This is a genomic window from Flavobacterium denitrificans DSM 15936 (assembly GCF_000425445.1).
GTDB classification, from domain to species: domain Bacteria; phylum Bacteroidota; class Bacteroidia; order Flavobacteriales; family Flavobacteriaceae; genus Flavobacterium; species Flavobacterium denitrificans.
The window spans coordinates 1-21,835 of record NZ_AUDL01000013.1; the positions used below are offsets into that span (position 1 = coordinate 1).

Annotated in this window: 20 protein-coding genes and 1 tRNA gene; 13 read left to right on the forward strand and 8 right to left on the reverse strand. The window is 33.2% G+C overall.

Going from position 1 to position 21,835, the window contains the following annotated elements:
- Nucleotides 1-83: 83 nt before the first annotated feature.
- Nucleotides 84-156: transfer RNA gene (locus H600_RS0108885), tRNA-Phe, on the reverse strand.
- 104 nt (nt 157-260) lie between these two features.
- Here H600_RS0108885 and H600_RS0108890 point away from each other — a divergent pair.
- The 7 genes from H600_RS0108890 (at nt 261) to H600_RS0108920 (ending at nt 7,213) form a co-directional block, all read left to right on the forward strand.
- Nucleotides 261-995 (forward strand): type III pantothenate kinase, encoded by a 735-nt coding sequence (locus tag H600_RS0108890; RefSeq protein WP_026728453.1) that lies wholly within the window; start codon nt 261-263, stop codon nt 993-995.
- Nucleotides 988-2,217, forward strand: a complete 1,230-nt coding sequence (bamG, locus tag H600_RS0108895; protein ID WP_026728454.1) for a BamG family beta-barrel-assembly machinery protein — start codon at nt 988-990, stop codon at nt 2,215-2,217. The genes H600_RS0108890 and bamG overlap by 8 nt, the downstream gene beginning before the upstream one ends.
- Before the next feature lie 50 nt (nt 2,218-2,267).
- Nucleotides 2,268-2,819, forward strand: a complete 552-nt coding sequence (lptC, locus tag H600_RS0108900) for an LPS export ABC transporter periplasmic protein LptC (RefSeq protein ID WP_026728455.1) — start codon at nt 2,268-2,270, stop codon at nt 2,817-2,819.
- A gap of 5 nt (nt 2,820-2,824) precedes the next feature.
- Nucleotides 2,825-3,019: a hypothetical protein gene (locus H600_RS0108905; RefSeq protein WP_026728456.1), complete on the forward strand. Its 195-nt coding sequence runs from the start codon at nt 2,825-2,827 to the stop codon at nt 3,017-3,019.
- 2 nt (nt 3,020-3,021) lie between these two features.
- Nucleotides 3,022-4,281 (forward strand): hemolysin family protein, encoded by a 1,260-nt coding sequence (locus H600_RS0108910; RefSeq protein WP_026728457.1) that lies wholly within the window; start codon nt 3,022-3,024, stop codon nt 4,279-4,281.
- A gap of 108 nt (nt 4,282-4,389) precedes the next feature.
- Nucleotides 4,390-6,489, forward strand: coding sequence for a peptidylprolyl isomerase (locus H600_RS0108915; protein WP_026728458.1), 2,100 nt, complete (start codon nt 4,390-4,392; stop codon nt 6,487-6,489).
- Nucleotides 6,490-6,763: 274 nt separating this feature from the next.
- Nucleotides 6,764-7,213 (forward strand): hypothetical protein, encoded by a 450-nt coding sequence (locus tag H600_RS0108920; protein ID WP_026728459.1) that lies wholly within the window; start codon nt 6,764-6,766, stop codon nt 7,211-7,213.
- 1 nt (nt 7,214) lies between these two features.
- Here the strand turns inward: H600_RS0108920 and H600_RS0108925 are convergent, their stop codons facing one another.
- Nucleotides 7,215-8,123, reverse strand: a complete 909-nt coding sequence (locus tag H600_RS0108925) for a GYDIA family GHMP kinase (RefSeq protein ID WP_026728460.1) — start codon at nt 8,121-8,123, stop codon at nt 7,215-7,217.
- Nucleotides 8,124-8,224: 101 nt separating this feature from the next.
- The gene (locus tag H600_RS0108930; protein ID WP_026728461.1) at nt 8,225-9,538 is read right to left on the reverse strand and encodes a hydroxymethylglutaryl-CoA reductase, degradative; all 1,314 of its coding nucleotides are present in this window, start codon (nt 9,536-9,538) and stop codon (nt 8,225-8,227) included.
- Between the two features lie 180 nt (nt 9,539-9,718).
- Here H600_RS0108930 and H600_RS0108935 point away from each other — a divergent pair, with 180 nt between their 5' ends.
- From H600_RS0108935 to H600_RS0108960, 6 genes are all read left to right on the forward strand, one after another.
- Nucleotides 9,719-11,890, forward strand: coding sequence for a S9 family peptidase (locus H600_RS0108935; protein WP_026728462.1), 2,172 nt, complete (start codon nt 9,719-9,721; stop codon nt 11,888-11,890).
- A 34-nt stretch (nt 11,891-11,924) separates the two neighbouring features.
- Complete coding sequence (locus H600_RS0108940; protein ID WP_026728463.1) at nt 11,925-13,601, forward strand: peptide MFS transporter; 1,677 nt, start codon at nt 11,925-11,927, stop codon at nt 13,599-13,601.
- Between the two features lies 1 nt (nt 13,602).
- The gene (locus tag H600_RS0108945) at nt 13,603-15,087 is read left to right on the forward strand and encodes a peptide MFS transporter (protein WP_026728464.1); all 1,485 of its coding nucleotides are present in this window, start codon (nt 13,603-13,605) and stop codon (nt 15,085-15,087) included.
- Between the two features lie 52 nt (nt 15,088-15,139).
- Nucleotides 15,140-15,607, forward strand: coding sequence for a thioredoxin family protein (locus tag H600_RS0108950; RefSeq protein ID WP_026728465.1), 468 nt, complete (start codon nt 15,140-15,142; stop codon nt 15,605-15,607).
- A gap of 215 nt (nt 15,608-15,822) precedes the next feature.
- Nucleotides 15,823-16,275, forward strand: coding sequence for a hypothetical protein (locus H600_RS0108955; RefSeq protein ID WP_026728466.1), 453 nt, complete (start codon nt 15,823-15,825; stop codon nt 16,273-16,275).
- Between the two features lie 248 nt (nt 16,276-16,523).
- Entirely contained in the window at nt 16,524-16,973 is a 450-nt protein-coding gene (locus H600_RS0108960; protein WP_026728467.1) for a thioredoxin domain-containing protein, read from the forward strand.
- Nucleotides 16,974-16,979: 6 nt separating this feature from the next.
- On the opposite strand, the gene H600_RS0108965 is transcribed toward H600_RS0108960, so the two are convergent.
- The 5 genes from H600_RS0108965 to surE form a co-directional block, all read right to left on the reverse strand.
- Entirely contained in the window at nt 16,980-19,016 is a 2,037-nt protein-coding gene (locus H600_RS0108965) for a ComEC/Rec2 family competence protein (RefSeq protein WP_026728468.1), read from the reverse strand.
- Between the two features lie 53 nt (nt 19,017-19,069).
- Nucleotides 19,070-19,552, reverse strand: a complete 483-nt coding sequence (locus H600_RS0108970) for a C40 family peptidase (protein WP_026728469.1) — start codon at nt 19,550-19,552, stop codon at nt 19,070-19,072.
- Nucleotides 19,553-19,565: 13 nt separating this feature from the next.
- The gene (gene lpxB / locus H600_RS0108975; protein WP_026728470.1) at nt 19,566-20,684 is read right to left on the reverse strand and encodes a lipid-A-disaccharide synthase; all 1,119 of its coding nucleotides are present in this window, start codon (nt 20,682-20,684) and stop codon (nt 19,566-19,568) included.
- Nucleotides 20,685-20,753: 69 nt separating this feature from the next.
- Nucleotides 20,754-21,026 carry a hypothetical protein gene (locus H600_RS0108980; RefSeq protein WP_026728471.1) on the reverse strand — a complete coding sequence of 91 codons (273 nt, stop codon included), beginning with the start codon at nt 21,024-21,026 and terminating at the stop codon, nt 20,754-20,756.
- Nucleotides 21,019-21,798 (reverse strand): 5'/3'-nucleotidase SurE, encoded by a 780-nt coding sequence (gene surE, locus H600_RS0108985; RefSeq protein ID WP_026728472.1) that lies wholly within the window; start codon nt 21,796-21,798, stop codon nt 21,019-21,021. The genes H600_RS0108980 and surE overlap by 8 nt, the downstream gene beginning before the upstream one ends.
- Nucleotides 21,799-21,835: the final 37 nt, after the last annotated feature.

Genomic DNA, 21,835 nt, shown 5'->3' on the forward strand with positions numbered 1-21,835 from the left:
TTAGAATATAGAATATATAAGTAATGCATTTAAAAAGAATATTTTAAAAAACAAAAAACCCGAATATTGCTATTCGGGTTTCGTGGTACCTCCAGGGATCGAACCAGGGACACATGGATTTTCAGTCCATTGCTCTACCATCTGAGCTAAGGTACCGTCTTGTGCTCAATGCGGGTGCAAAGATAGAATCATTTTTCGTTTATCCAAAACATTTTTTTAAAAAAATCAATTCGTATCTTCGCAAGGGTAAAAAAATAGATATGATTTTAACTGTTGATGTTGGTAATACACGAATTAAAGCGGCTGTATTTGAGGAGAATAATGTATTGGGAAATTTTGTTTTTGAGAAAAACGATCTCGAAAAAAAAATTGAAGAAATTTTAGAAAAATTTCAAAATTGTTCTGATTTGGTTGTTGCTTCGGTTGGAAATATCGAAAAACAATCTTTTTTGGCTTTCGAAAATCAACTCAATATCCATTTTTTTACTCATGAAGATATTTTTCCCTTCCATAATAAATATGCAACTCCAAAAACGCTCGGAATAGACAGAATGATTTTGGCGGCTGGCGCAACTTTGCAATTCCCCAAAAAAAACAGATTAGTAATTGATGCGGGAACATGCATTACTTACGATTTTATCGACGAAAATGACAACTATTTGGGTGGAGCAATCTCGCCAGGATTAAGATTACGATACGAATCTTTGCATCAATTCACAGCCAAACTGCCTTTGCTGACTTTTGAAGAACCCGAAAATTATGTAGGAAACTCAACTCAACAAGCCATTCATTCAGGAGTTGTCAATGGATTCGTCTATGAGATCGACGGTTTTATCGATGAATATCGAGCTGAATTTTCAAATTTTATAATAATTTTAACGGGAGGTGATGCAGAATTTTTGGCTAAACGATTAAAAAATACCATATTTGCCAATTCAAATTTCCTACTAGAAAGTTTGAACCAAACATTTCAATATAAAATCGACAATGATTAAAAAAATTATAATAAGTGCTTGTTTACTTATCTCGTTCGTTTCATTTGCTCAGCAAGGTACAGCTTCGCCATATTCTTTCTACGGAATTGGGGATGCAAGATTCAAAGGTACTCTAGAAAACAGATCTATGGCTGGGGTTTCAATAGAACAGGATAGTATTCACTTGAATGTTGATAATCCGTCAAGTTATGCTAGTTTAAGACAAACTACATTTACTGTTGGGGGAAGTTTTGGTACAGCTACGCTAAAAAATTCTGATCACTCAGAAAAAGCGCAACGAGCAACTTTCGATTATTTAGCAATAGGTATTCCGATGAAGAAATTTGGAGCAGCTTTTGGTTTGGTTCCGTTATCATCAGTTGGGTATAAAATCTTAAATGATAATACAGCTACTGAAGGAGCGACAAATAGCCAGTTTGAAGGAAAAGGTGGTATTAATAAAGTGTTCTTTGGTTTAGGTTACAAAATTAGGCCAAATTGGAATATTGGAGCAGATGTACAATATAATTTTGGATCGATAAATACATCAAGTGTTGAGGCGATCACTGGGGTGCAAAATGCAACTCGAGAAACTAATGAATCTGATTTGTCAGGTGCGAACTTTAATGTTGGGACAATGTATCAAACCAAGATCGATAAAAAAATGATGTTGTTTACAAGTTTGAACTATACATTCGCCAGTACATTAAATGCAAGCAATGTAAGAACTATTGAAGTTGATTCAGATCCAGATCCAATTGTGTCTGATCCAGTAGAAGCAAAATTAAAACTTGGAAGCAAATTGACTATTGGAGCTGGAGTTGGTGTTCCTAGAAAATGGCTTGTTGGAACAACGCTTGCTTTTCAAGGCAGCGGGCAGTATGAGAATTATTACAATTCAAGTGATGATGTTCGTTATGAAAAATATTCAAAATATGCACTTGGAGGTTATTATATCCCTAATTACACATCATTTGCAAATTACTTCAGCAGAGTTACTTACAGAGCCGGTTTGAAATATGAAAAAACAGGCTTGGTACTTAATAATCAAGAAATAAATGATATCGGAATGACTTTAGGTGCTGGTTTCCCAATTACGGGATCTTTTTCAAATGTGAATATTGGAATTGAATTTGGTAAAAGAGGGACAACTTCTGCAGGTTTGATCCAAGAGAATTATTTGAACTTCAGTGCAAGTTTTTCTTTCAACGACAGATGGTTCTCGCAACGAAAAATTGAGTAATACCTAAGCTATATTTTTCTAAGCTCATTACAATTTACTACTTTTGGCAAATGAATTTACCAAAAAGATATACTATAGCCGTTGTCACAGTTTTTGCTGTGACACTGTTTTTTGGATGCGAAAGTAATTTTAAAGAAGTGCAAAGAAGTAATTTTGCCGAATTCGTTCCGGGAAGTGATGCCGATACGGTAAATATAAAATATACAGATTCTGGTCGTATAACTGGGGTTTTGATAAGCCCGAAAATGCTCGATTATTCTAATCTTGAATTTCCTTTTACAGATTTTCCAAAAGGAATTGATGTAACGTTATATGACAAAAAGCAAAAACGTACTTTTATCAAGTCAAATTATGCAGTTTCTTATAAAAGTACAGGAATAATTGATTTGCAAGGGGATGTTAAAATCACTTCAGAAGCAGGCCAAGTTTTAGAAACCGAACAGCTTTATTTCGATCAAAAAAATGAGTGGTTTTATACCGAAAGAAAATTCAAGCTTACAGATGCAAAAGGAGTGTCAACCGGGCAAGGAATAGATTTTAGCAAAGATTTTAAAATGATCAATTCGCAACGAATAAGTGGTGAAATTGAGTCAAACGAATAAATATCATGGGTTATTTAAAATACACACAATACGTTTACATCGCATTTGCCGTATACTTTATATATGATGGCGTTATAAAACTAAATGAAGGGAACGAAAACTATGCCTTGAGTTTTGTAATTGCGGGAATGGCCGTTTTTATGTTTTTCTTTAGAAGGAAATTTGTCAAAAAATTTGACGACCGCAATAAAAAACAGTAAAAATGGAAATTAGTATTATAATATTGTGTTTAATACTATCAGCCTTTTTTTCGGGAATGGAGATTGCGTTTATTTCCTCCAATAAAATTTATCTTGAGATTGAGAAAAAACAAGATAATTTTTTGTCAAGAATTTTAACCAAACTTACTCAAAATCCGTCAAAATTTATTGCGGCAATGCTTATTGGCAATAATGTCGCTTTAGTAGTTTATGGGTTTTATATGGGAGATTTGATTCTTCGATGTATCATAAGCTTAGGGTTTCAGTTTTCTGACTGGACAAGCCTTTTGGTTCAAACTGTGATTTCAACCCTTGTTGTTTTAATTACTGCTGAATTTCTTCCAAAAGTGTTTTTTCAAATTTATGCAAATTCGTTAGTTAAGTTTTTTGCCGTTCCGGCTTATATTTTTTATAAGCTATTCTATTATATCTCAACTTTTTTTATCTGGATTTCCGATTTTGTTTTAAAGAAATTTTTTAAAACTGAAGGCGACCAAGTGCAATTGTACTTTAGCAAAATAGAATTAGGGAATTATATAACGGAGCAGATGAATGCCGTAGAAGATGATGAAGAAGTAGATTCTGAAATTCAGATTTTTCAAAATGCGTTGGAGTTTTCGGGCGTAAAAGCGCGTGATATTATGACGCCACGTACAGAAATTGTCGATATAGATTTGTTTGAAAGTGTGTCAGACTTAAAAACGCTTTTTATAGAAACTGGTTATTCTAAAATCGTGGTCAGTCAAAATTCGCTTGATGATATTGTGGGTTATGTGCATTCTTTTGACTTGTTTAAAAAACCAGCAACAATCAAATCAGTATTAATGACGGTTGAATTTGTTCCAGAAACAATTTTGATCAAAGATGCATTAAATCTCCTTATTAAAAAAAGGAAAAATGTTGCCGTCGTGCTGGATGAATATGGAGGAACTTCAGGAATTATTACAATAGAAGATATTGTTGAAGAGCTTTTTGGGGAAATTGAAGATGAGCATGATCTTGATGAAGAACTAGTCGAAGAAGATTTAGGAGAAGGTAACTTCTTGTTTTCAACTCGTTTAGATGTTGAGTACTTGAATGAAACCTACAAACTAGAAATTCCTGAAGAAGATTCATATGGGACATTAGGTGGTTTTATAGTGAATTCAACTAAGAAAATTCCGCAAAAAGGAGATAAAATTGTAATCGATAACTATCATTTTGTGATCGAAGAAGCAACAAATAAGAAAATTGAATTAGTGAAAATGTCCATAAAAGACTGATTTTTTTCAATAATTAAAAAAATTGTGCAAAATAAAACGCTAGTTGTATTGTTATTAACTAGATAATTGTATTTTCGCAAACTGAATATAAAATTAACGATAATAAAAATGGCAGTTTTAGCAAAAATTAGACAACGTTCCGCGTTATTGATAGGAGTTATTGCACTTGCATTATTTGCATTTATAATACAAGATCTATTCAACAAAGGAACATTTAGTCAAAGTTCAAAAGATGTGGGAAGCATCGACGGAAAAGATATTTCATTTGAAGACTTTAGAGTTAAAGTTAGTAATGTTGAAAAAAGTGGGCAAGGTATTACTTCCACTGAAGCTGCAAACAGAGTTTGGGATCAAGAGGTTTCAATCGCATTGTTATCTGCTCAATTCGATAAATTAGGATTAAGAGTAGGTGAGAAACATTTAATTGAAGTTTTAAAAGCAGATCCAAATATTGGTAAAAACCCAATGTTTTTAAATGCGGCAGGAATGTTTGATGTTGTAAAATTTAAAGATTACTTCAAAACTAATCCTGAAGCAGCACAATATATTTCGCAAAAAGAAAAAGATGCTGAATTAAATGCAAAATTCCAAATCTACAATACATTAATCAAATCTGGACTTTACACAACTGCTAGTGAAGGAAAGTTGAAATATGAAATGGAAGCAAACAAAGTAAACTTTAGTTATGCGGCAGCTTTATATTCTTCTATCAAAGATAGTGAAGTGAAAATTTCTGATGATGAAATCGTAGATTATATGAAGAAAAACGAGAAAAAATTCAAAGCGGATGAAACTCGTGAAATTCAATATGTTTTAGTTGAAGACAAAGCTTCAAAAGAAGATGAAGCTGAAATTAAAGCAAAAATCACAGGATTATTAAACGGAAGCGTAGTTTACAATGCAAAAACGGGTAAAAATGATACTTTGCCTGGATTTAAAAATGCTACAAACATTGCAGAGTTCGTAAACTCAAATTCTGATGTTCCTTATGATTCAACTTATGTTCCTAAAAATGCTTTGCCAGCTGTTGATGCTGACAAATTGTTCAGCTTACCTGCAGGAGCAATTTATGGGCCATATGTTTACGGAAGATATTATGCAATTTCTAAATCTTTAGGATTTAAAGCTGGTGTTAATGCAAAAGCTAGCCATATTTTGATTGCTTATGATGGATCTCAAACTCCAAATGCAAAAGAAAAAAGAACTAAAGAAGAAGCAAAAGCTAAAGCCGAAGAAATTTTAGCTCAAGTTCAAGCTAATCCAGATAGTTTCATGATGCTTGCTTTTACAAGTTCTGATGATTCATCTGCACAGCAAGGTGGAGATTTAGGTTATTTTGGTCAAGGCCAAATGGTAAAACCATTCAATGATTTTGTATTCAACAACGGAATTGGTAAAGTTGGATTAGTTGAAACTCCATTCGGTTTCCATATCATTAAAGTTACTGATAAACAAGACGGAATTCGTTTAGCTACAATTGCTCAAAAAATTGAGCCATCTGAAGCTACTTCTGATAAAGTGTTTACATTGGCAACTAAATTCGAAATGGACGCTGCTGATAAAGATTTTGCTGCTACAGCAAAAGAATTAGGTTTAAAAGTCTCTGCTCCAGTAACTGCAAAAGCTATGGATGAAGCGTTTGGTCCTCTAGGAAACCAACGTAACATTATCAGATGGGCATTTGACAAAGAAACAAGCATTGGTGATGTGAAACGTTTTGAATTAGCTAATATTGGTCACGTAATTGCTCAATACAAAAGCGAAAACAAATCTGGTTTAGTATCTGTAACTTTAGCTAGACCTTATGTTGAGTCAATCTTGAAAAACAAGAAAAAAGCTGAAATCTTAAAAGCTAAATTAACTGGTTCTACAATCGAAGCTATGGCTAAGAGTGCTGGTGTAACAGTTCAGCAAGCAACTAACGTAACTATGGATAATCCTGTGTTGCCAGGTGGTGTCGGGCAAGAGCCTAAAGTTGTTGGAAATGCATTTGCTTTAGCACCAAATAAAGTTTCTGCTCCAATTGAAGGTAATACTGGAGTTTATGTAGTGAAAAACGTAAGCACTGTTAAAGCTCCTGCAATTGCAAACCACGCAGAGTATGTGGCTAAGTTAAAATCTCAAAGTGCATCTGATGCAAGCAGAGTTTTGCCAGCTTTGAAAAGCAATGCTAAAATCGAAGATAATAGATTGCAATTTAACTACTAGTTTTTAGAAGTTAAAATTAAAATATAAAACCCGAAACTTTAGGTTTCGGGTTTTTTGTTTAAATAGTTATCTGCAACCTTTTTTTGTAATCCAAACAGCTTTGTTTTTTGTAAGTTATATAGGAATAATAGAAATATAATTTAAAAAATTTGGGTTATTAGAATTATTGCATTTAATTTGTTAAAATTTTTATTTAAACAGAATAAATTTTATCTGCACGATATTTAAAATAGAGAGACAAAAATGAATATGTACCTTAATAATCAGATGATTAATGTTTTTTGTATTTAGACTTTTTAGAAGAAAACCACGGGTATATTCCAAAATTGAGAATCATATTTACGGGATTATTATTGAGCTTTTGAAAGTGAGCAGTACTGACATCAATGTTGATGAATTAGGAGGTAAATACTACTTAAGTAATGAGGAGCAACATTTTAAAGTTACAATCTTGAGTAACGATTATGTAATCCGATTGACGAACACACGTGATTCTGTTGCTGAAAAATACGACAAAGGATTCGTTGAAGATGTTCTAAAGGCGGTAAAAGAAGAAAAACACAGGAGAATGGAACTTGTGTATGATTCGATTAACAGCAGCATTGAAAAGATGGCAGAACGTCTTCATAATACACTTATTGAGTCTAATGAATTAGAAAATCAAAAGGTTCGTCATTTACAATCAGAGCCTGAACTTTCTGAAGATAAAAAAGCCAATATTTAAATTATAAAATCATTTCTTTGTAAGTAAGAATGGTGTCGTATCCTTTTGATTGAAAATAGGCTGCCGGATTATCCTCTGCCACTACCATAACAAAATCCCCACCCCATGCTCCGAGGCTTTTAATCGTTCCATTGAAATCTGGAAAAGCTTTTTCTTTGATTGTGCTCATTTCAAGAATATTGCTCAAATGAGTTTCATGTCTTTGAATTTCGTGAGCGAATTCTTTTAATGTTTTAGCATGTAAGATTGCATGGGTAATTTTATTGTTTTCTGCGACACTTTTGGATAAATTTTGCTCCTTATGTTTGTTATAGGCCTGAATGGCAGCTTTGCTGTTTTGCTTTTTATTTAGGTAAACAAAGTAGATGTTTTTTGCGAAATCAGGATTGAAAGTTACAGGATGCACCGTATTTTTTTCTATTTTATAAAGAATTGGCGTATCATTTTGAGCGCATGCAATATCATAACCACTTCCGCCAAAACTATTTCTTAATAGCGTAAAAGCATTTATTTTTGTCCATTGAGCAATATTATTGATCAAAGTTGATGAAGTGCCCAATCCCCAGTTTCTAGGAAAAGTTAGATTTGTTGTGATTTTATAACCCTCAGAATTGTTTATGAAATCTGGATTTAATAAATAGGCTTCGTGAAGAATATTTATAAGCGTTGTCTTTACAGTTTCTATCTCTGAATTGATATTGTTGATGATTTCATCAAATGAAATGGTGTTTTCAAACCAAAGCGTATTATCGTAATCATAGCTTTTCCAATCAATGATTTTGCCTTTTGCATTTTCGACAATTAAATTCTGCCCAAATTTGGTAGGCAAAGCAAATGCATCTGCACCATCTAAAACTAAATATTCTCCAGAGATGAATAATTTTCCGTTACTGTAAAAGGTTGTTGACATACGTATTTTTTAGCCCCGATAGTAGTGAAAATCCTTTTGTGCCGGTCCCGATAGCTATCGGGAGGCAAAAGATTGTGACGGATATCGGGATTAGCTTCTAATTATTTTCTTAAATTTTCGATGAACTCAACAACAGCACTATGCGAAACTGCTGTTTTCTTGAAATGAGCTTTAATTAATTGGCGTTCTTCATCTGTTGCTTCAAACTGGTTGATGATATTATTTAAATGCATTTTCATATGGCCCTCTTGAATTCCAGTTGTTGTTAGAGAACGAAGCGCTGCAAAATTTTGTGCAAGACCTGCTACGGCAGTAATTTCCATCAATTCTGTCGCCGAAGGTTTTTGAAGAATTTCCAAACATAATTTTACCAGCGGATGCAATGAAGTCAAGCCACCTACGGTTCCTAGCGCTAATGGAATTTCCATCCAAAAAGTAAAGATTCCGTTTTCGATTTTTGCATGCGATAAACTAGAATATTGTCCGTTTCTTGATGCGTAAGCGTGAACTCCAGCTTCAATAGCTCTAAAGTCGTTTCCGGTTGCCAAAACTACGGCATCAACACCATTCATGATTCCTTTGTTGTGTGTGACAGCTCTAAAGGGCTCTACTTCGGCAATTTGAACAGCTTGAACAAAACGTTCAGCAAATTCCTGTGGATTCGAAATATGTTTTTCTGATAAATCTTCAATTGGACAAGAAACTTCGGCTCTTACAAGACAATGAGGGACATAATTAGATAAAATGCTCATAATTACTTGCAAGTTGTCTTCTTCGGAAAACAAATCAGAATTCTGAAATTCCTCTTTTAAAGTCGAAGCAAACTGTTCCAAACAAGAGTTGATGAAATTCGCACCCATGCTGTCTTTAGTTTCAAAAGTGGCATGAAGCTGGAAATAATTTTCAAGCAAATTTCTTTTGTCTTTAAGCTGAATGTCTAAAATACCGCCGCCGCGTTGTTGCATATTTTTTGTAATGCTTTGCGTTTCAGAAAAGAACTTTGGTTTTATTTCCTCAAAGAAAGAATGAAGTTTTTCAGCGTTTCCTTTAAAGGTAAAGTGAACTTGTCCGATTTTTTCGGTACTGATTATTGTGGTTTTGAAACCACCACGTGTTGACCAGAACTTGGCGGCTTTTGAGGCTGCAGCAACAACGGAGCTTTCTTCAATTGCCATTGGAATTGTTTTGTATTTTCCATTTATCAGAAAATTAGGTGCAACTCCAAGAGGAATGTATAAATTGGTAATTGTGTTTTCGATAAATTCGTCATGAAGCTGTTGAAGCTTTTCATCTGAATTCCAGTAATTTCTTATAATATTTAGCGCCTCTTCGGGTGTAGAAAAATATTCGTTGGCGATCCAATTAATTTTTTCTTTTTTGGATAATTTAGAAAATCCGGAAACAGCGTTGTTCATTCTCAATGTATTAAATAATATTGTGGGCACAAAGATACTATTTTAAGAGTTTTGATTGCAATCTATTTCAGACATGAAAGTCCGCAATCGTTATTTTTTTTAACATTTAACACTTAAAATGTGTATTATGTTTATTTTTTTTACTAAAATTGGGCTCTTTTTATATTTAAAATAATTATAATGAATACAAGCAAATTTACTGCAGTGCTTTTATTTTTAACTGCGGTTGTTTTTGGGCAGCAGAAAATAACTGTCGAAAACATTTTTGGAGGTACATTTCGTGCTAAAGGAATGGACCAAATGCAATCCTTAAAAAATACTAATCAATATACTGTTTTAAATGTCGATCAGGCAAGCAGAAGTATGCAAGTTGATTTGTATGATTTTGCAACTTTAAAAAAGGTCTCAAATTTAATTGATACTAAAAACTTTGCAGCACTTGCAGACGGAATTGACAGCTATACTTTTGATGCTTCTGAAAAGAAGATTTTAATTGCTTGTAATTCATCTAAAATTTTCCGTCACTCATTTACTGCAGATTATTTCGTGTATGACATCGCAGGAAAAACTTTGACAAAATTGGTTGATTCTCAAATTCAAGAACCAACTTTTTCGCCTGACGGAACAAAAATCGCTTATGCAAAACAAAATAACCTTTATATCTACGATGTAGCTTCAAAAAAATCGACTGCAGTTACAACAGACGGAAAGAAGAATGCTGTTATAAACGGTATCACTGACTGGGTTTATGAAGAAGAATTTGCTTTTGTGCGTGCTTTTGACTGGAGTAAAGACAGTAAAAAACTAGCGTATATCCGTTTTGATGAAAGCCAGGTTCCAGAGTTTTCAATGTCAATGTTTCATAAAGATTTGTATCCAACAATTGAAACGTTTAAATATCCAAAAGCTGGAGAAAAAAATTCACTAGTTTCATTACATATTTTTGACGCAGCAGGAAATGCTTCTAAAAAAGTTGATTTAGGAAATTACAATGATTTCTACATTGCTAGAATGCAATGGACAAATGACAATAACGTATTGTCGGCTCAGGTTTTAAACCGTCATCAAGACAATTTAGATTTATTATTTATCGATGGAACTACAGCTACTTCTAAAGTAGTTTTAAGCGAAAAAGACAAAGCTTATATTGATGTTACAGATAATTTGACTTTCTTAAAAGACAATAGCTTTATCTGGACGAGCGAAAAAGACGGGTTTAATCATATTTATGTTTATGATAAAACTGGAAAACTTAAAAATCAAGTTACGAAAGGAAACTGGGAAGTTACTAATTACTATGGTTTCGACGAAAAAACAAAAACTATTTTCTATCAATCAACAGAAAATGGTTCTATAAATAGAGCAGTTTACCGTATTTCATTAGACGGAAAAAATAAAACAGCCTTAACTACTAAAATTGGGACAAATGCGGCGACTTTCAGCCCAAATTTCCAATTTTTCATCAACACTTATTCTAGTGCTTCACAACCAACAATTTATACTTTAAATGAAGCAAAAACTGGAAAAGAAATTCAGGTTATCGAAGACAATAAGGCTCTTGCTGATAAATTGAAAGATTTTAACCTTCCTTCAAAAGAATTTTTTGTTTTAAAAACGGCTAAAGGAAACGAATTGAATGCATGGATTATGAAGCCAAAAGATTTTGACGCTTCAAAAAAATATCCAGTATTTATGATTCAATATTCTGGTCCGGGATCGCAACAAGTGGTGAATGGATGGGGAAGTTCGAATGAATATTGGTTCGAAATGTTGACGCAACAAGGTTACATCGTTGCTTGTGTTGACGGAAGAGGAACTGGATTTAAAGGTGCTGCTTTCAAAAAGGTAACACAATTACAATTAGGTAAATATGAAGTTGAAGATCAAATCGATGCTGCAAAAGTAATTGGCTCATATCCTTATGTTGATGCTTCAAGAATTGGTATCTGGGGATGGAGCTATGGTGGATTTATGGCGTCTAATTGTATTTTCCAAGGAAATGATGTTTTCAAAATGGCAATTGCAGTTGCTCCAGTTACAAACTGGCGTTTTTATGACAGTGTTTACACAGAAAGATACATGCAAACGCCACAGGAAAATCCAACTGGATATGATCAGAACTCTCCTATCAACCACGTTGAAAAATTAAAAGGCAAATTTTTATTGATTCACGGTTCAGGCGATGACAATGTTCACGTTCAGAATTCAATGCAAATGATGGAAGCTTTAATTCAGGCAAACAAACAATTTGATTCTCAAATCTACCCAGACAAAGATCATGGTATTTATGGCGGAAAAACGAGAATTCAGCTGTACAATAAAATGACTAACTTTATCAAAGAAAATTTATAATCTAAATCTAATAACTTAATTAATACTGAATAATATGGAAGAAACTAAAGTAAAAACTGGGCATCCAAAAGGGCTATGGGTATTATTTGGAACGGAGATGTGGGAGCGGTTCAATTTTTATGGAATGCGTGCTTTATTGACTTTATTTCTTGTAAATTCATTGTTGATGAAGGAAGAAGAAGCTTCATTGATTTATGGAGGTTTCCTTGGACTTTGTTATTTAACTCCAATGCTTGGAGGATTTATCGCCGATAGATATTTCGGAAATAGAAATTGTATCTTATTGGGAGGTTTGCTTATGGCGATTGGCCAGCTTTTGCTTTTTACCAGTGGAAGTGTTTTTGAGGGTAATCAAGCTTTGGCGAGAGTAATCATGTTTTGTGGCTTGGGAACAATTGTATTCGGAAACGGGTTTTTTAAGCCAAATATTTCTAGTATGGTTGGTAGCTTGTATCCAAAGCAAGAGAAAACAAAACTAGATTCTGCTTTTACAATTTTCTACATGGGAATTAATATTGGAGCTTTCTTGGGTCAGTCTATTTGTCCACTTTTAGGGGATGTTAAAGACGCATCAGGTTTTAGAGATGTTCATGCGTTTCGATGGGGATTTTTAGCGGCTGCTATCGCAATGCTTTTAGGAACGATTTTATTTTATTTCTTAAAGAATAAATATGTGGTTTCTCCAGAAGGAAGGCCGTTAGGAGGATTGCCGTCAAAAAATGTTGCTGAGGATTTTGAAGAAGGAGAAGCGCAAAAAGCTAATTTTTCAAGCCAAGCATTAACAATTGCAGGAGTTGCATTTTTAATTTTAGGAGCAATTATTCATTTTGTTTTTGGTCAGAATTTAATCTATACACTCATTTATTCGAGTGGTTTGGCTTTGGCTGGATTGATTATTTCAGATAAATCTTTAACAAAAGTTGAACGTGATAGAATCTTTGTGATTTATATTGTTTCATTCTTCATTATTTTCTTTTGGGCGGCATTTGAGCAGGCAGGTTCTTCTTTGACATTTATTGCAGACAATCAAACTGATAGAAATTTCTTTGGCTTTTTAATGCCGGCTTCTATGGTTCAGATTTTTAATGGAATGTTTGTAGTGATATTAGCTTTGCCTTTTAGTCTTTTATGGGATACTTTAAGAGCGAAAGGGAAAGAGCCAATTTCTCCAGTAAAATTAGCATGTGGTTTAGTGGTGATTTCTATTAGTTTCTTTATGATCGCTACTCAGGTTTCTTACATTGGAACTTCAGGTTTGCTATTGGTTAAATGGTTGATTTTATTATATTTCTTAAATACTTGCGCAGAATTATGCTTATCTCCAATTGGTTTGTCATTAGTTGGTAAATTATCTCCAAAACGTTTTGCTTCTTTATTATACGGAGTGTTTTTCTTGTCTAATGCTTCAGGATATGCATTGGGAGGAACTTTAGGAGCAATCTTGCCTGCTACTGGTGACAAGTTTGCTAAAGCAAAAGACTTAGGGATTGATTTACAGGCTGTTTTAGATAAAACGGTTACACCAACTGCAGAGCAATTAGCATTATTGGAAAAAAATCAAATTAGTGCTGCAAACCACTTTTTTGCAGGATTTGAAATTCATAATCTTTATGAGTTCTTTATGGTGTTTGTTGTACTTACGGGTATCGCGGCAATTGTATTATTTGCTTTGACTCCATTATTGAAAAAAATGATGCATGGTGTTAGATAAAATGGAGAATACAATTACATTAGAAGAAATTCAAAATTTTAAAGGCAAGTACCCAAAACAGTTATGGTACTTGTTTTTAGTTGAAATGTGGGAACGTTTTTGTTTCTACGGAATGAGAGGGGTTTTAGCAGTTTTCATGGTAGACCAATTAGGTTTGGTTGAAGGGGAAGCAAATCTTCAATATGGCGCTGTACAGGCTTTTGTTTATGCTTTTACATTTATTGGAGGAATTTTTGCAGATAAAATTTTAGGTTTTAAAAAGTCACTTTTTTTTGGAGGAATCGTTATGATTTTGGGTAATTTATTGATTGCTGCAAATCCGCATGATTTCTTTTATTATGGAATAACGCTTTCGATTATTGGAACAGGCTTTTTTAAGCCAAATGTTTCTTCGATGGTTGGAGAATTATATCACGAAGATGATGTACGCCGTGATGCAGGTTACGGATTATTTTATGCCGGCATTAATATTGGCGGAATGCTGGGAGGAGCTATTCCTATTTATTTAGGAAAAAATTATTCATGGAGTTTATGCTTCCTTTCTGCTGCAATTGTTATGATTATTGGGGTCATAACATTTCTTTTGACTAAAAAGCATCTTGCTCCAATAGGGAATTCTCCATTAGAAAAACAAACACCTAAAAAACGCAGTCTTTACGAAATCGCAGTTTATGCTGGTTCTATAGTGGTAATTCCACTTGTTTACATAATGGTTATAAATTCTGATTATACAGAGTATTTCATGTATACAATAGGGATTTTGGCATTAATATATTTTATATATGAATTAATATTGATTAAAGAAGGAAAGCAGCAACTTAAGCTTTTGGCAGCATTTATCTTTATTTTTGCATATTTTATGTTCATGGCTATTTCTGAGCAATCAGGTGGTTCGTTGTCTTTGTTTGCAAAAGATAATTTATCTACTAAATTGTTGTTTTTTAACATTGATCCAAATGTGGTAAATAATAGTATAAATTCATTATACGTGATTATTTTTAGTCCATTAGTTGGTTTGTTGTGGATATATATGGCGAAGCGAAAAATTGAGCCAAATACGATTATTAAATTTAGTTTGTCATTTCTTTTACTAGCGGCTGGATTCTTTATCTTTTATGCGGCAAGATTTTTTGTTAATAAAGACGGATTAAGTTCTCTTGATGTTTTTGCTTTAGGATACCTTCTATATACACTTGGAGAATTATGTATTGGTCCAATCGGAATGTCTGTGATTACTAAGTTATCTCCTAAAAGATTATTTGGAATGATGATGGGATTATGGTTTTTATCTAGTGCATTTGGGCAGTTTGCTGCTGGAAAATTAGGAGCTGAAATGTCAAATGCAAATACTGGAACTACTTTAATGTCTAAGTTGATTGCATATACTGATGGTTATTATCAATTAGCTATTTATGCAGTTGTTGCTGGTGTTGTTTTCATAATTGCGATGCCACTGATCAAAAAATTAATGCAAGAAGTAAAATAGAAGATGTTTTTCTGATTCCTTTTTTATTTAAATTTGTGGAAAAATATAGAATATGAAAAAGTTTTATTTAATCGCTTTATTTTTTATTGGAGCTTTGACTTCTCAAGCTCAGGAACTTAAATGGTATACTGATGTAAGAGAGGCTATCACAGTAAGCAACACTGTCCATAAACCAATGTTGATGTTTTTTACAGGAAGCGATTGGTGCGGGTGGTGCATCCGTTTGCAAAATGAAGTTTTGAAAACACCTGAATTTAAAAAATGGGCAACTGATAATGTTGTTTTGGTTGAATTGGATTATCCACGAAGAACTCCTCAGACTCCAGAAATTAAAAACCAGAATAATGAATTACAGCAGGCTTTTGGGATACAAGGTTTTCCAACAATCTTTTTCACAAGTGCTGAATCTAAAGATGGTAAAGTGAATTTTAAAGGTCTTGGGCAAACCGGTTATGTTGCCGGCGGTCCAGCAGCATGGCTGACTGTAGCAGACGGAATTGTAAATCCGAAGAAGTCTTAAAAACTTTCCTACTAAACAAGAAGCTCCTTGTGCTATTTTGCACAAGGAGCTTCTTGTTTAGTAGGAAAGTTTTTATTTAATTTTTAGTCAAATTGATTATTTGATATTTTATTTGGTATAAAAAAACACATTATGTATTTTTTGTATTAATAAAAATTGGATAATTAAAATATTATGTTAATTTCGTCCCACTATCTAACCAAAACCAATATAATATGACTAAAAAATTACTTATCCCACTGTTTTTTTTAGGTTCATTTTTTATGCAGGCGCAAAATCTTGTTTGGAAAACAAATATGGCAGATGCAATTGCAATGAGTAATGACCAAAGAAAACCAATGTTAATTCTTTTCACTGCCTCAGGTGTACCAGAAAATCTTCAAAATGAAATTTTTAAAACGCCAGATTTTGCTGTATGGTCGCGTGATAACGTGATTTTAGTAAAACTTGATTTATCTGATAGTGCAGCATCTGATAGCGATAAAGAACAAAATCTTAAACTGAAAAATGCTTTTGGTGTTGAAGAGCTTCCCCAGGTTTGTTTTGCCAGCGCATCTATCAGAAAAACCAAGACTACTTTTAGTGCTTTAGGAAAGATCTCTTATAAACCAGGCGGAGCAAAGGCATGGATTGCTGAATCTAATGCAATTTTGCATCCAAGTGAGTAAATATTCAGAAGGTTTAGCCTTAAAAATCCCCTTTTCTTATTGAAAATGGGGATTTTTTTTGAGGTCTGGTACAAATGGTTTGACAATTTTCGGGCTTATTTTTTTTTAATTTTTTATTTATTTAACTTTTAATTAGCAATTTCGATTTTCTTAACTTTTTTTTAATTTTTTTTGTTTAAATATGGGAATTGTAGAGGGATATTATATTACTTTAGTCGAAATTAACCTACTCTAAAACCCAAATTATTATGACTAAAAAGACACTGACCTTGCTTTTTTTACTTGGTTCGTTTTTTTTGCATGCGCAAGGATTAGTCTGGAAAACTTCTATGACTGATGCAGTTGCAGCAAGTATGGAACAAAAAAGACCGCTATTTATTTTCTTTACAATTGCGGGAGCACCAACAAGACTTCAAAATGAAATTTTCAATACCCCAGATTTTGTTGTTTGGGCTAGAGATAATGTTGTTTTGGTAAAACTTGATTTATCTGATGCAACAATATCTGACGCTGAAAAAGAGCAAAATGTGAGTTTGAAAGCAGCTCTTGGTGTTGTGGAATTGCCGCAGGCTTGTTTAACTTTAGCTAATGTGCGAAAAGCCAAGACAACTTTCAATTTGTTGGGCAGATTGCCTTATAAGCCAATAACCGCAAAAGCATGGATTGCTGAGGCTAACATTATGATGAATCCTGACTAAAAAACTTTATTTCAAAAGATAATATCCCTTTTCGGCAGTGGCATGAAAAGGGATATTTTTTTTTCGGCAGGTTTCTTTCCAGATTTTTTGAATGGAATTAGAATTGGAGGCATCTGCAATAATTTCGCGCGGGTGCATTTCTTCCAGAAGTCGGCTTAAGTTTATTTTTGGAGATTGTATCAATAATAAAATATCGGGTCGAATGTTGTTTTCATAAACTCCAGAACTATCAATGACAAAGATTTTTTTGCCCTTGTAAAACAGCATGTTTTTTATTGTATGTACTGATTTTATTTTGCTGAAGTTTCCAACTAAATATGAATTTAGAGTATTGTTTTTTGGGTCAGTCAAAAGCGTTTTGTCATTTGAGAAAAGTGTAATATTTTTTCCGTCCCGAATTGTGATCAATGTTCTTTTCTTTTGATTGTAGACGATCATTTCTGTTTTAGTTTCGTTTTCCTTTTTCGTATAAATAAATGAAATCTGAACCAGGATTATTGCAATTAAAATCATTGTGAACTTCATAAAAGCTGGTTTTTTGAACCAAATAATTGTTGAAATTATCAATAAATAAAAAGTGACTAAGAGATAAAAATTAAAGCTGATGTCAAGTATAACGCATGATCTCACAGATGCAACTTCATGTATAATCTGATTTAAGAGATAAATGCTCTTTTCCAAAATTTTGACTAGTAATAGTGGTGGTGTATGAAATGCAGCATAGACCATTACGATAATTCCTGCAATCATTACAAAGGCCAAAACGGGTATAATAGCAATATTTGTAATAAAAAACAAACCCGGAAATTGATGGAAATAATACAGACAAAGCGGGAAAGCACCAATTTGAGCAGCAAATGAAACTGATAAAGCGTCCCAGATATAAAGAACAAATTTGTTAGTTGGGGACCATAATTTTTTCAATAAAGGTTGTAACCAAAGAATAAAAAACAGAGCAATATAGCTTAATTGAAAACCTGCGTCAAATAAAAAGTAGGGTTCAAAAAGCAAAATTAATAGCATAGAAACCAAAAGCGTGTGATAAATATTTCCTGTTCTGCGAAGATGGTTGCCAATCGCAAGAAAAGAAAACATTACAACAGAGCGCAAAACGGAAGGAGATAATCCTGAAATAACGGCAAAAAAGCTTAAAGCTGACAAAATGGAAACTAATTTTATAAGTGAGCCTTTTCGGGTGTTTGGAATAGGTTTCAGAATAAAATTTATCAGCAGCATGATAAAACCGACATGCAGTCCTGAAACTGATAATATATGTGTGGCACCTGAATATTGATAATCTTGAATAATATCTGGAGAAATTTCTTGTTGTTGACCTAGTATTAAGGCGAGCGCCACATTCATTTCTGCAGCGTTGAATTGCGCTTTTTCAAGATTTTGGATGATTCTACGATGCAGACAGCCAGAATAATACCAAATGTCTTTCTTGATTTTTTTATTGATTTTAATATTTGATTTATTTATGTAAACTTGAGCATAAATTTGGCGATCAGATAAATATTTGGCGTAATCAAATTGATTTGGATTTTTATTGGATTTGTTAGGCTGTAATGTAGTGTTGACTTTTATTTCATTTCCAATTATGATAGAATGGTCCGTGCTGTCTTTAGCGATATTTACAATGATTTTTCCAGAATAATTTTTTCCATTTATAGTTTTTATTATGGCGGTATAGCGATCACTATAGGAATTGCTTTTTAATTTTTCGCGAACGGTGAAAATTATTTGTTGCGAGGATTGAAAAGCTTTTTCATAATGAATGTAGCTTGATTTCTGAAGAGAATCAGTGTGGGTGATAAGTGTAAAGCCACCAATGAAGAAAGAAGTAAAGTAAATGCTCAATCCAAAATATGAAACTAATTTTTTGTTTTTTTTAGATAAAAAATACAAAACTAAAACCGCAGAAGTTCCTACAGTAAGTGCAATGGTGGTAATTGTATTTTGAACGGGAACGTTATAAAAAAATAAAATACCTATAAGAAACCAAAGGGTTATTCGGAATAAGGGAAAATCAAATACTTTCATAAATATAAAAGTATTAATTTTTTTGTAAGAAAAAGAATATAATTTGTTTGTTATTACAGAATTCTATTGACCTGAGCGAATGAATTTTGATAATAAGGCTCTTTTGTAGACGAAATGATTACGCCTTTTGTTGTGGAAGAATGTATAAATTTAATCTCGGAGGAATTTACTTCTGTTATAAGTCCTACGTGATTTATTTGCTTGCTTTTGTTGGTTTTAAAAAAAATCAAATCACCTTTTTGAGCTTCTTTTAGCGGAATCACAATTCCAATTTTTGCTTGCTCAAAGGAGCTTCTCGGTAATTTTATATTTTCTGATTCGAAAGTAGTAAAAACAAGCCCAGAACAGTCAAAACCATTTTTAGTTGTTCCGCCAGCTTTATATTTTACACCAATATTTTCAGATGCAGTTTCGATTAAATTATTTACAATATGCTTGTTTTCTCGTTTTGTCTCCTTTTTGCTGACTACGCTTGAAGAAGATTTACAAGACACAAAAACGATTGCTAAAAGCAGTAAAACAATTATTTTTTTCAAAATCAAAAAAATTTTAAGCTTGCTTTAAGTCGGCAACAATAAGTTTTGCTGTTTTTTTGCTTGCGCCAACACCGCCAAGTTTTTGTTCCAAAATATCGTAATTCTTTAGTAATTTTTCGCGTGAAGCTGGCTCTAGCAATTTTTGGAGCTCTTCTTTAATGCGTTTTGTGTTGCAATCATTTTGAATTAATTCGGTTACAACTTCTTGATCCATAATTAAATTGACAAGTGAAATATATTTTAACGTAATAATTCGCTTAGCAATTTGGTATGAAATCTCGCTTCCTTTGTAGCAAACCACTTCTGGGACTTTAAAAAGAGCAGTCTCTAATGTTGCAGTTCCTGACGTTACTAATGCAGCTGTCGAAGAACGAAGTAAATCGTAAGTCTTGTTTGAAACAAATGCAATGTTTTTATTTTTTAAAAACTGCTGATAAAATTCATATTCTTGGCTAGGCGCGCCGGCAATTACAAATTCATAATCTTGAAAATCATCAACAACGCTCAACATTACACTCAGCATTTTTGTGATTTCTTGTTTTCGGCTTCCCGGAAGTACAGCAATTATTGGTTTTTCTCCCAAATTATTTTCTTTTCTAAAAACGGCTTCATCAAAAGCAGGTTGATTCTGAATCGCATCAATTAAGGGATGTCCAACAAAATCAACAGGAAAATGATGTTTGTCTTCATAGAAGCTTTTTTCAAAAGGAAGAATCACAAACATTTTGTCTATATCCTGTTTGATAGCTTTGATCCGGTTTTCTTTCCAAGCCCAAATTTGAGGTGAAATATAATAATGTGTTTTGTAGTTTAAAGCTTTAGCCCATTTTGCAATACGCATATTAAAACCTGGATAATCAATAAAAATGATTACATCTGGCTTGAATTCAGAAATGTCTTTTTTGCAAATTTTGATATTGTTTAAAATGGTTTTTAAGTTAAAAATAACTTCAACAAATCCCATAAAGGCCAAATCGCGATAGTGTTTTACTAAAGTTCCGCCGGCTTTTTGCATTAAATCGCCGCCCCAAAACCTGATTTCGGCTTGTGGATCTTCTTCATACAAAGCTTTCATTAAGTTAGAACCATGTAAATCTCCAGAAGCTTCTCCAGCTATTATGTAATATTTCATATCAATTTTTTTAAAAGTGCGCCTCAATTACTAAGCACAACATTTTTTTTTGCAGAACAAAGATAAGGTTTAAATAAATAAAGTTGTAATTGCCAAAACAATCACGGCAAAAACAACACCTCTTGCCATTAATTCCTTGTTGCGTTTTAGCAGAAATAAAAACAACAAAAGGTCTAAAACAGTACCTAAAGTGACTACTTTTCCTAAATATCCATATTGTTTTATGGTTTCAAGTCCGTTTGAAAGATCAAATGAGGTAAATAATTTAATGAAAAGAAAACTTCCGATAAGTGAAGCAATAATTCCAAGAAAAAAACCAATAAGCATATCTAATTTATTCATTTAATTTCCAAGTGTTAAGTTGTTGCATAGAATGGTGAGCGGTTAAATCAAATTGAACAGGAACGACAGAAATATATCCATTTTCTAGTGCCCATTCATCGGTGTCCTCACCTTTGTCTTCGTTCGTGAATTTTCCAGTAAGCCAGTAATAATCTTTCCCGAAGGGAGTTTGTCTCTTGTCAAATTTTTGTGCGTAATAGGCTTTTGCTTGACGGCAAACTTTAATTCCTTTTATTTCCTTTTCTTTCAATTTTGGGAAATTGACATTTAAAACGACGCCGGTAGGTAATTTATTGGCAAGGGTTTCTAAAACTATTTTTTTGACAAAAGATTTTACGGGTTCAAAATCGGCATTCCAATCAAAATCTAATAAAGAAAAACCGATTGCCTGAATTCCTTCAATTCCTGCTTCGACAGCGGCACTCATAGTTCCCGAATAAATTACATTGATAGATGAATTTGAGCCGTGATTTATTCCTGAAACACAAAGGTCAGGCTTTCGTCTTAAAATTTCGTTTACAGCCAGTTTGACACAATCGACAGGGGTTCCAGAACAGCTGTATTCGGTGATTGCATCATCATTTTTCGAAATTTTGTCTAAAAATAAAGTATTGTTTATAGTAATCGCGTGACCCATAGCGCTTTGGGGTTTGTCTGGAGCAACAACCACAACTTCGCCAATAGTTTCCATAACACTAATCAAGGCTCTGATTCCGGGAGCCAAAATTCCATCGTCATTGGTTACTAATATTAAGGGTTTTTCGTCTTTCATGGTGTAGCGGGATTTTTTGTTTTATCAAAATTAAGGC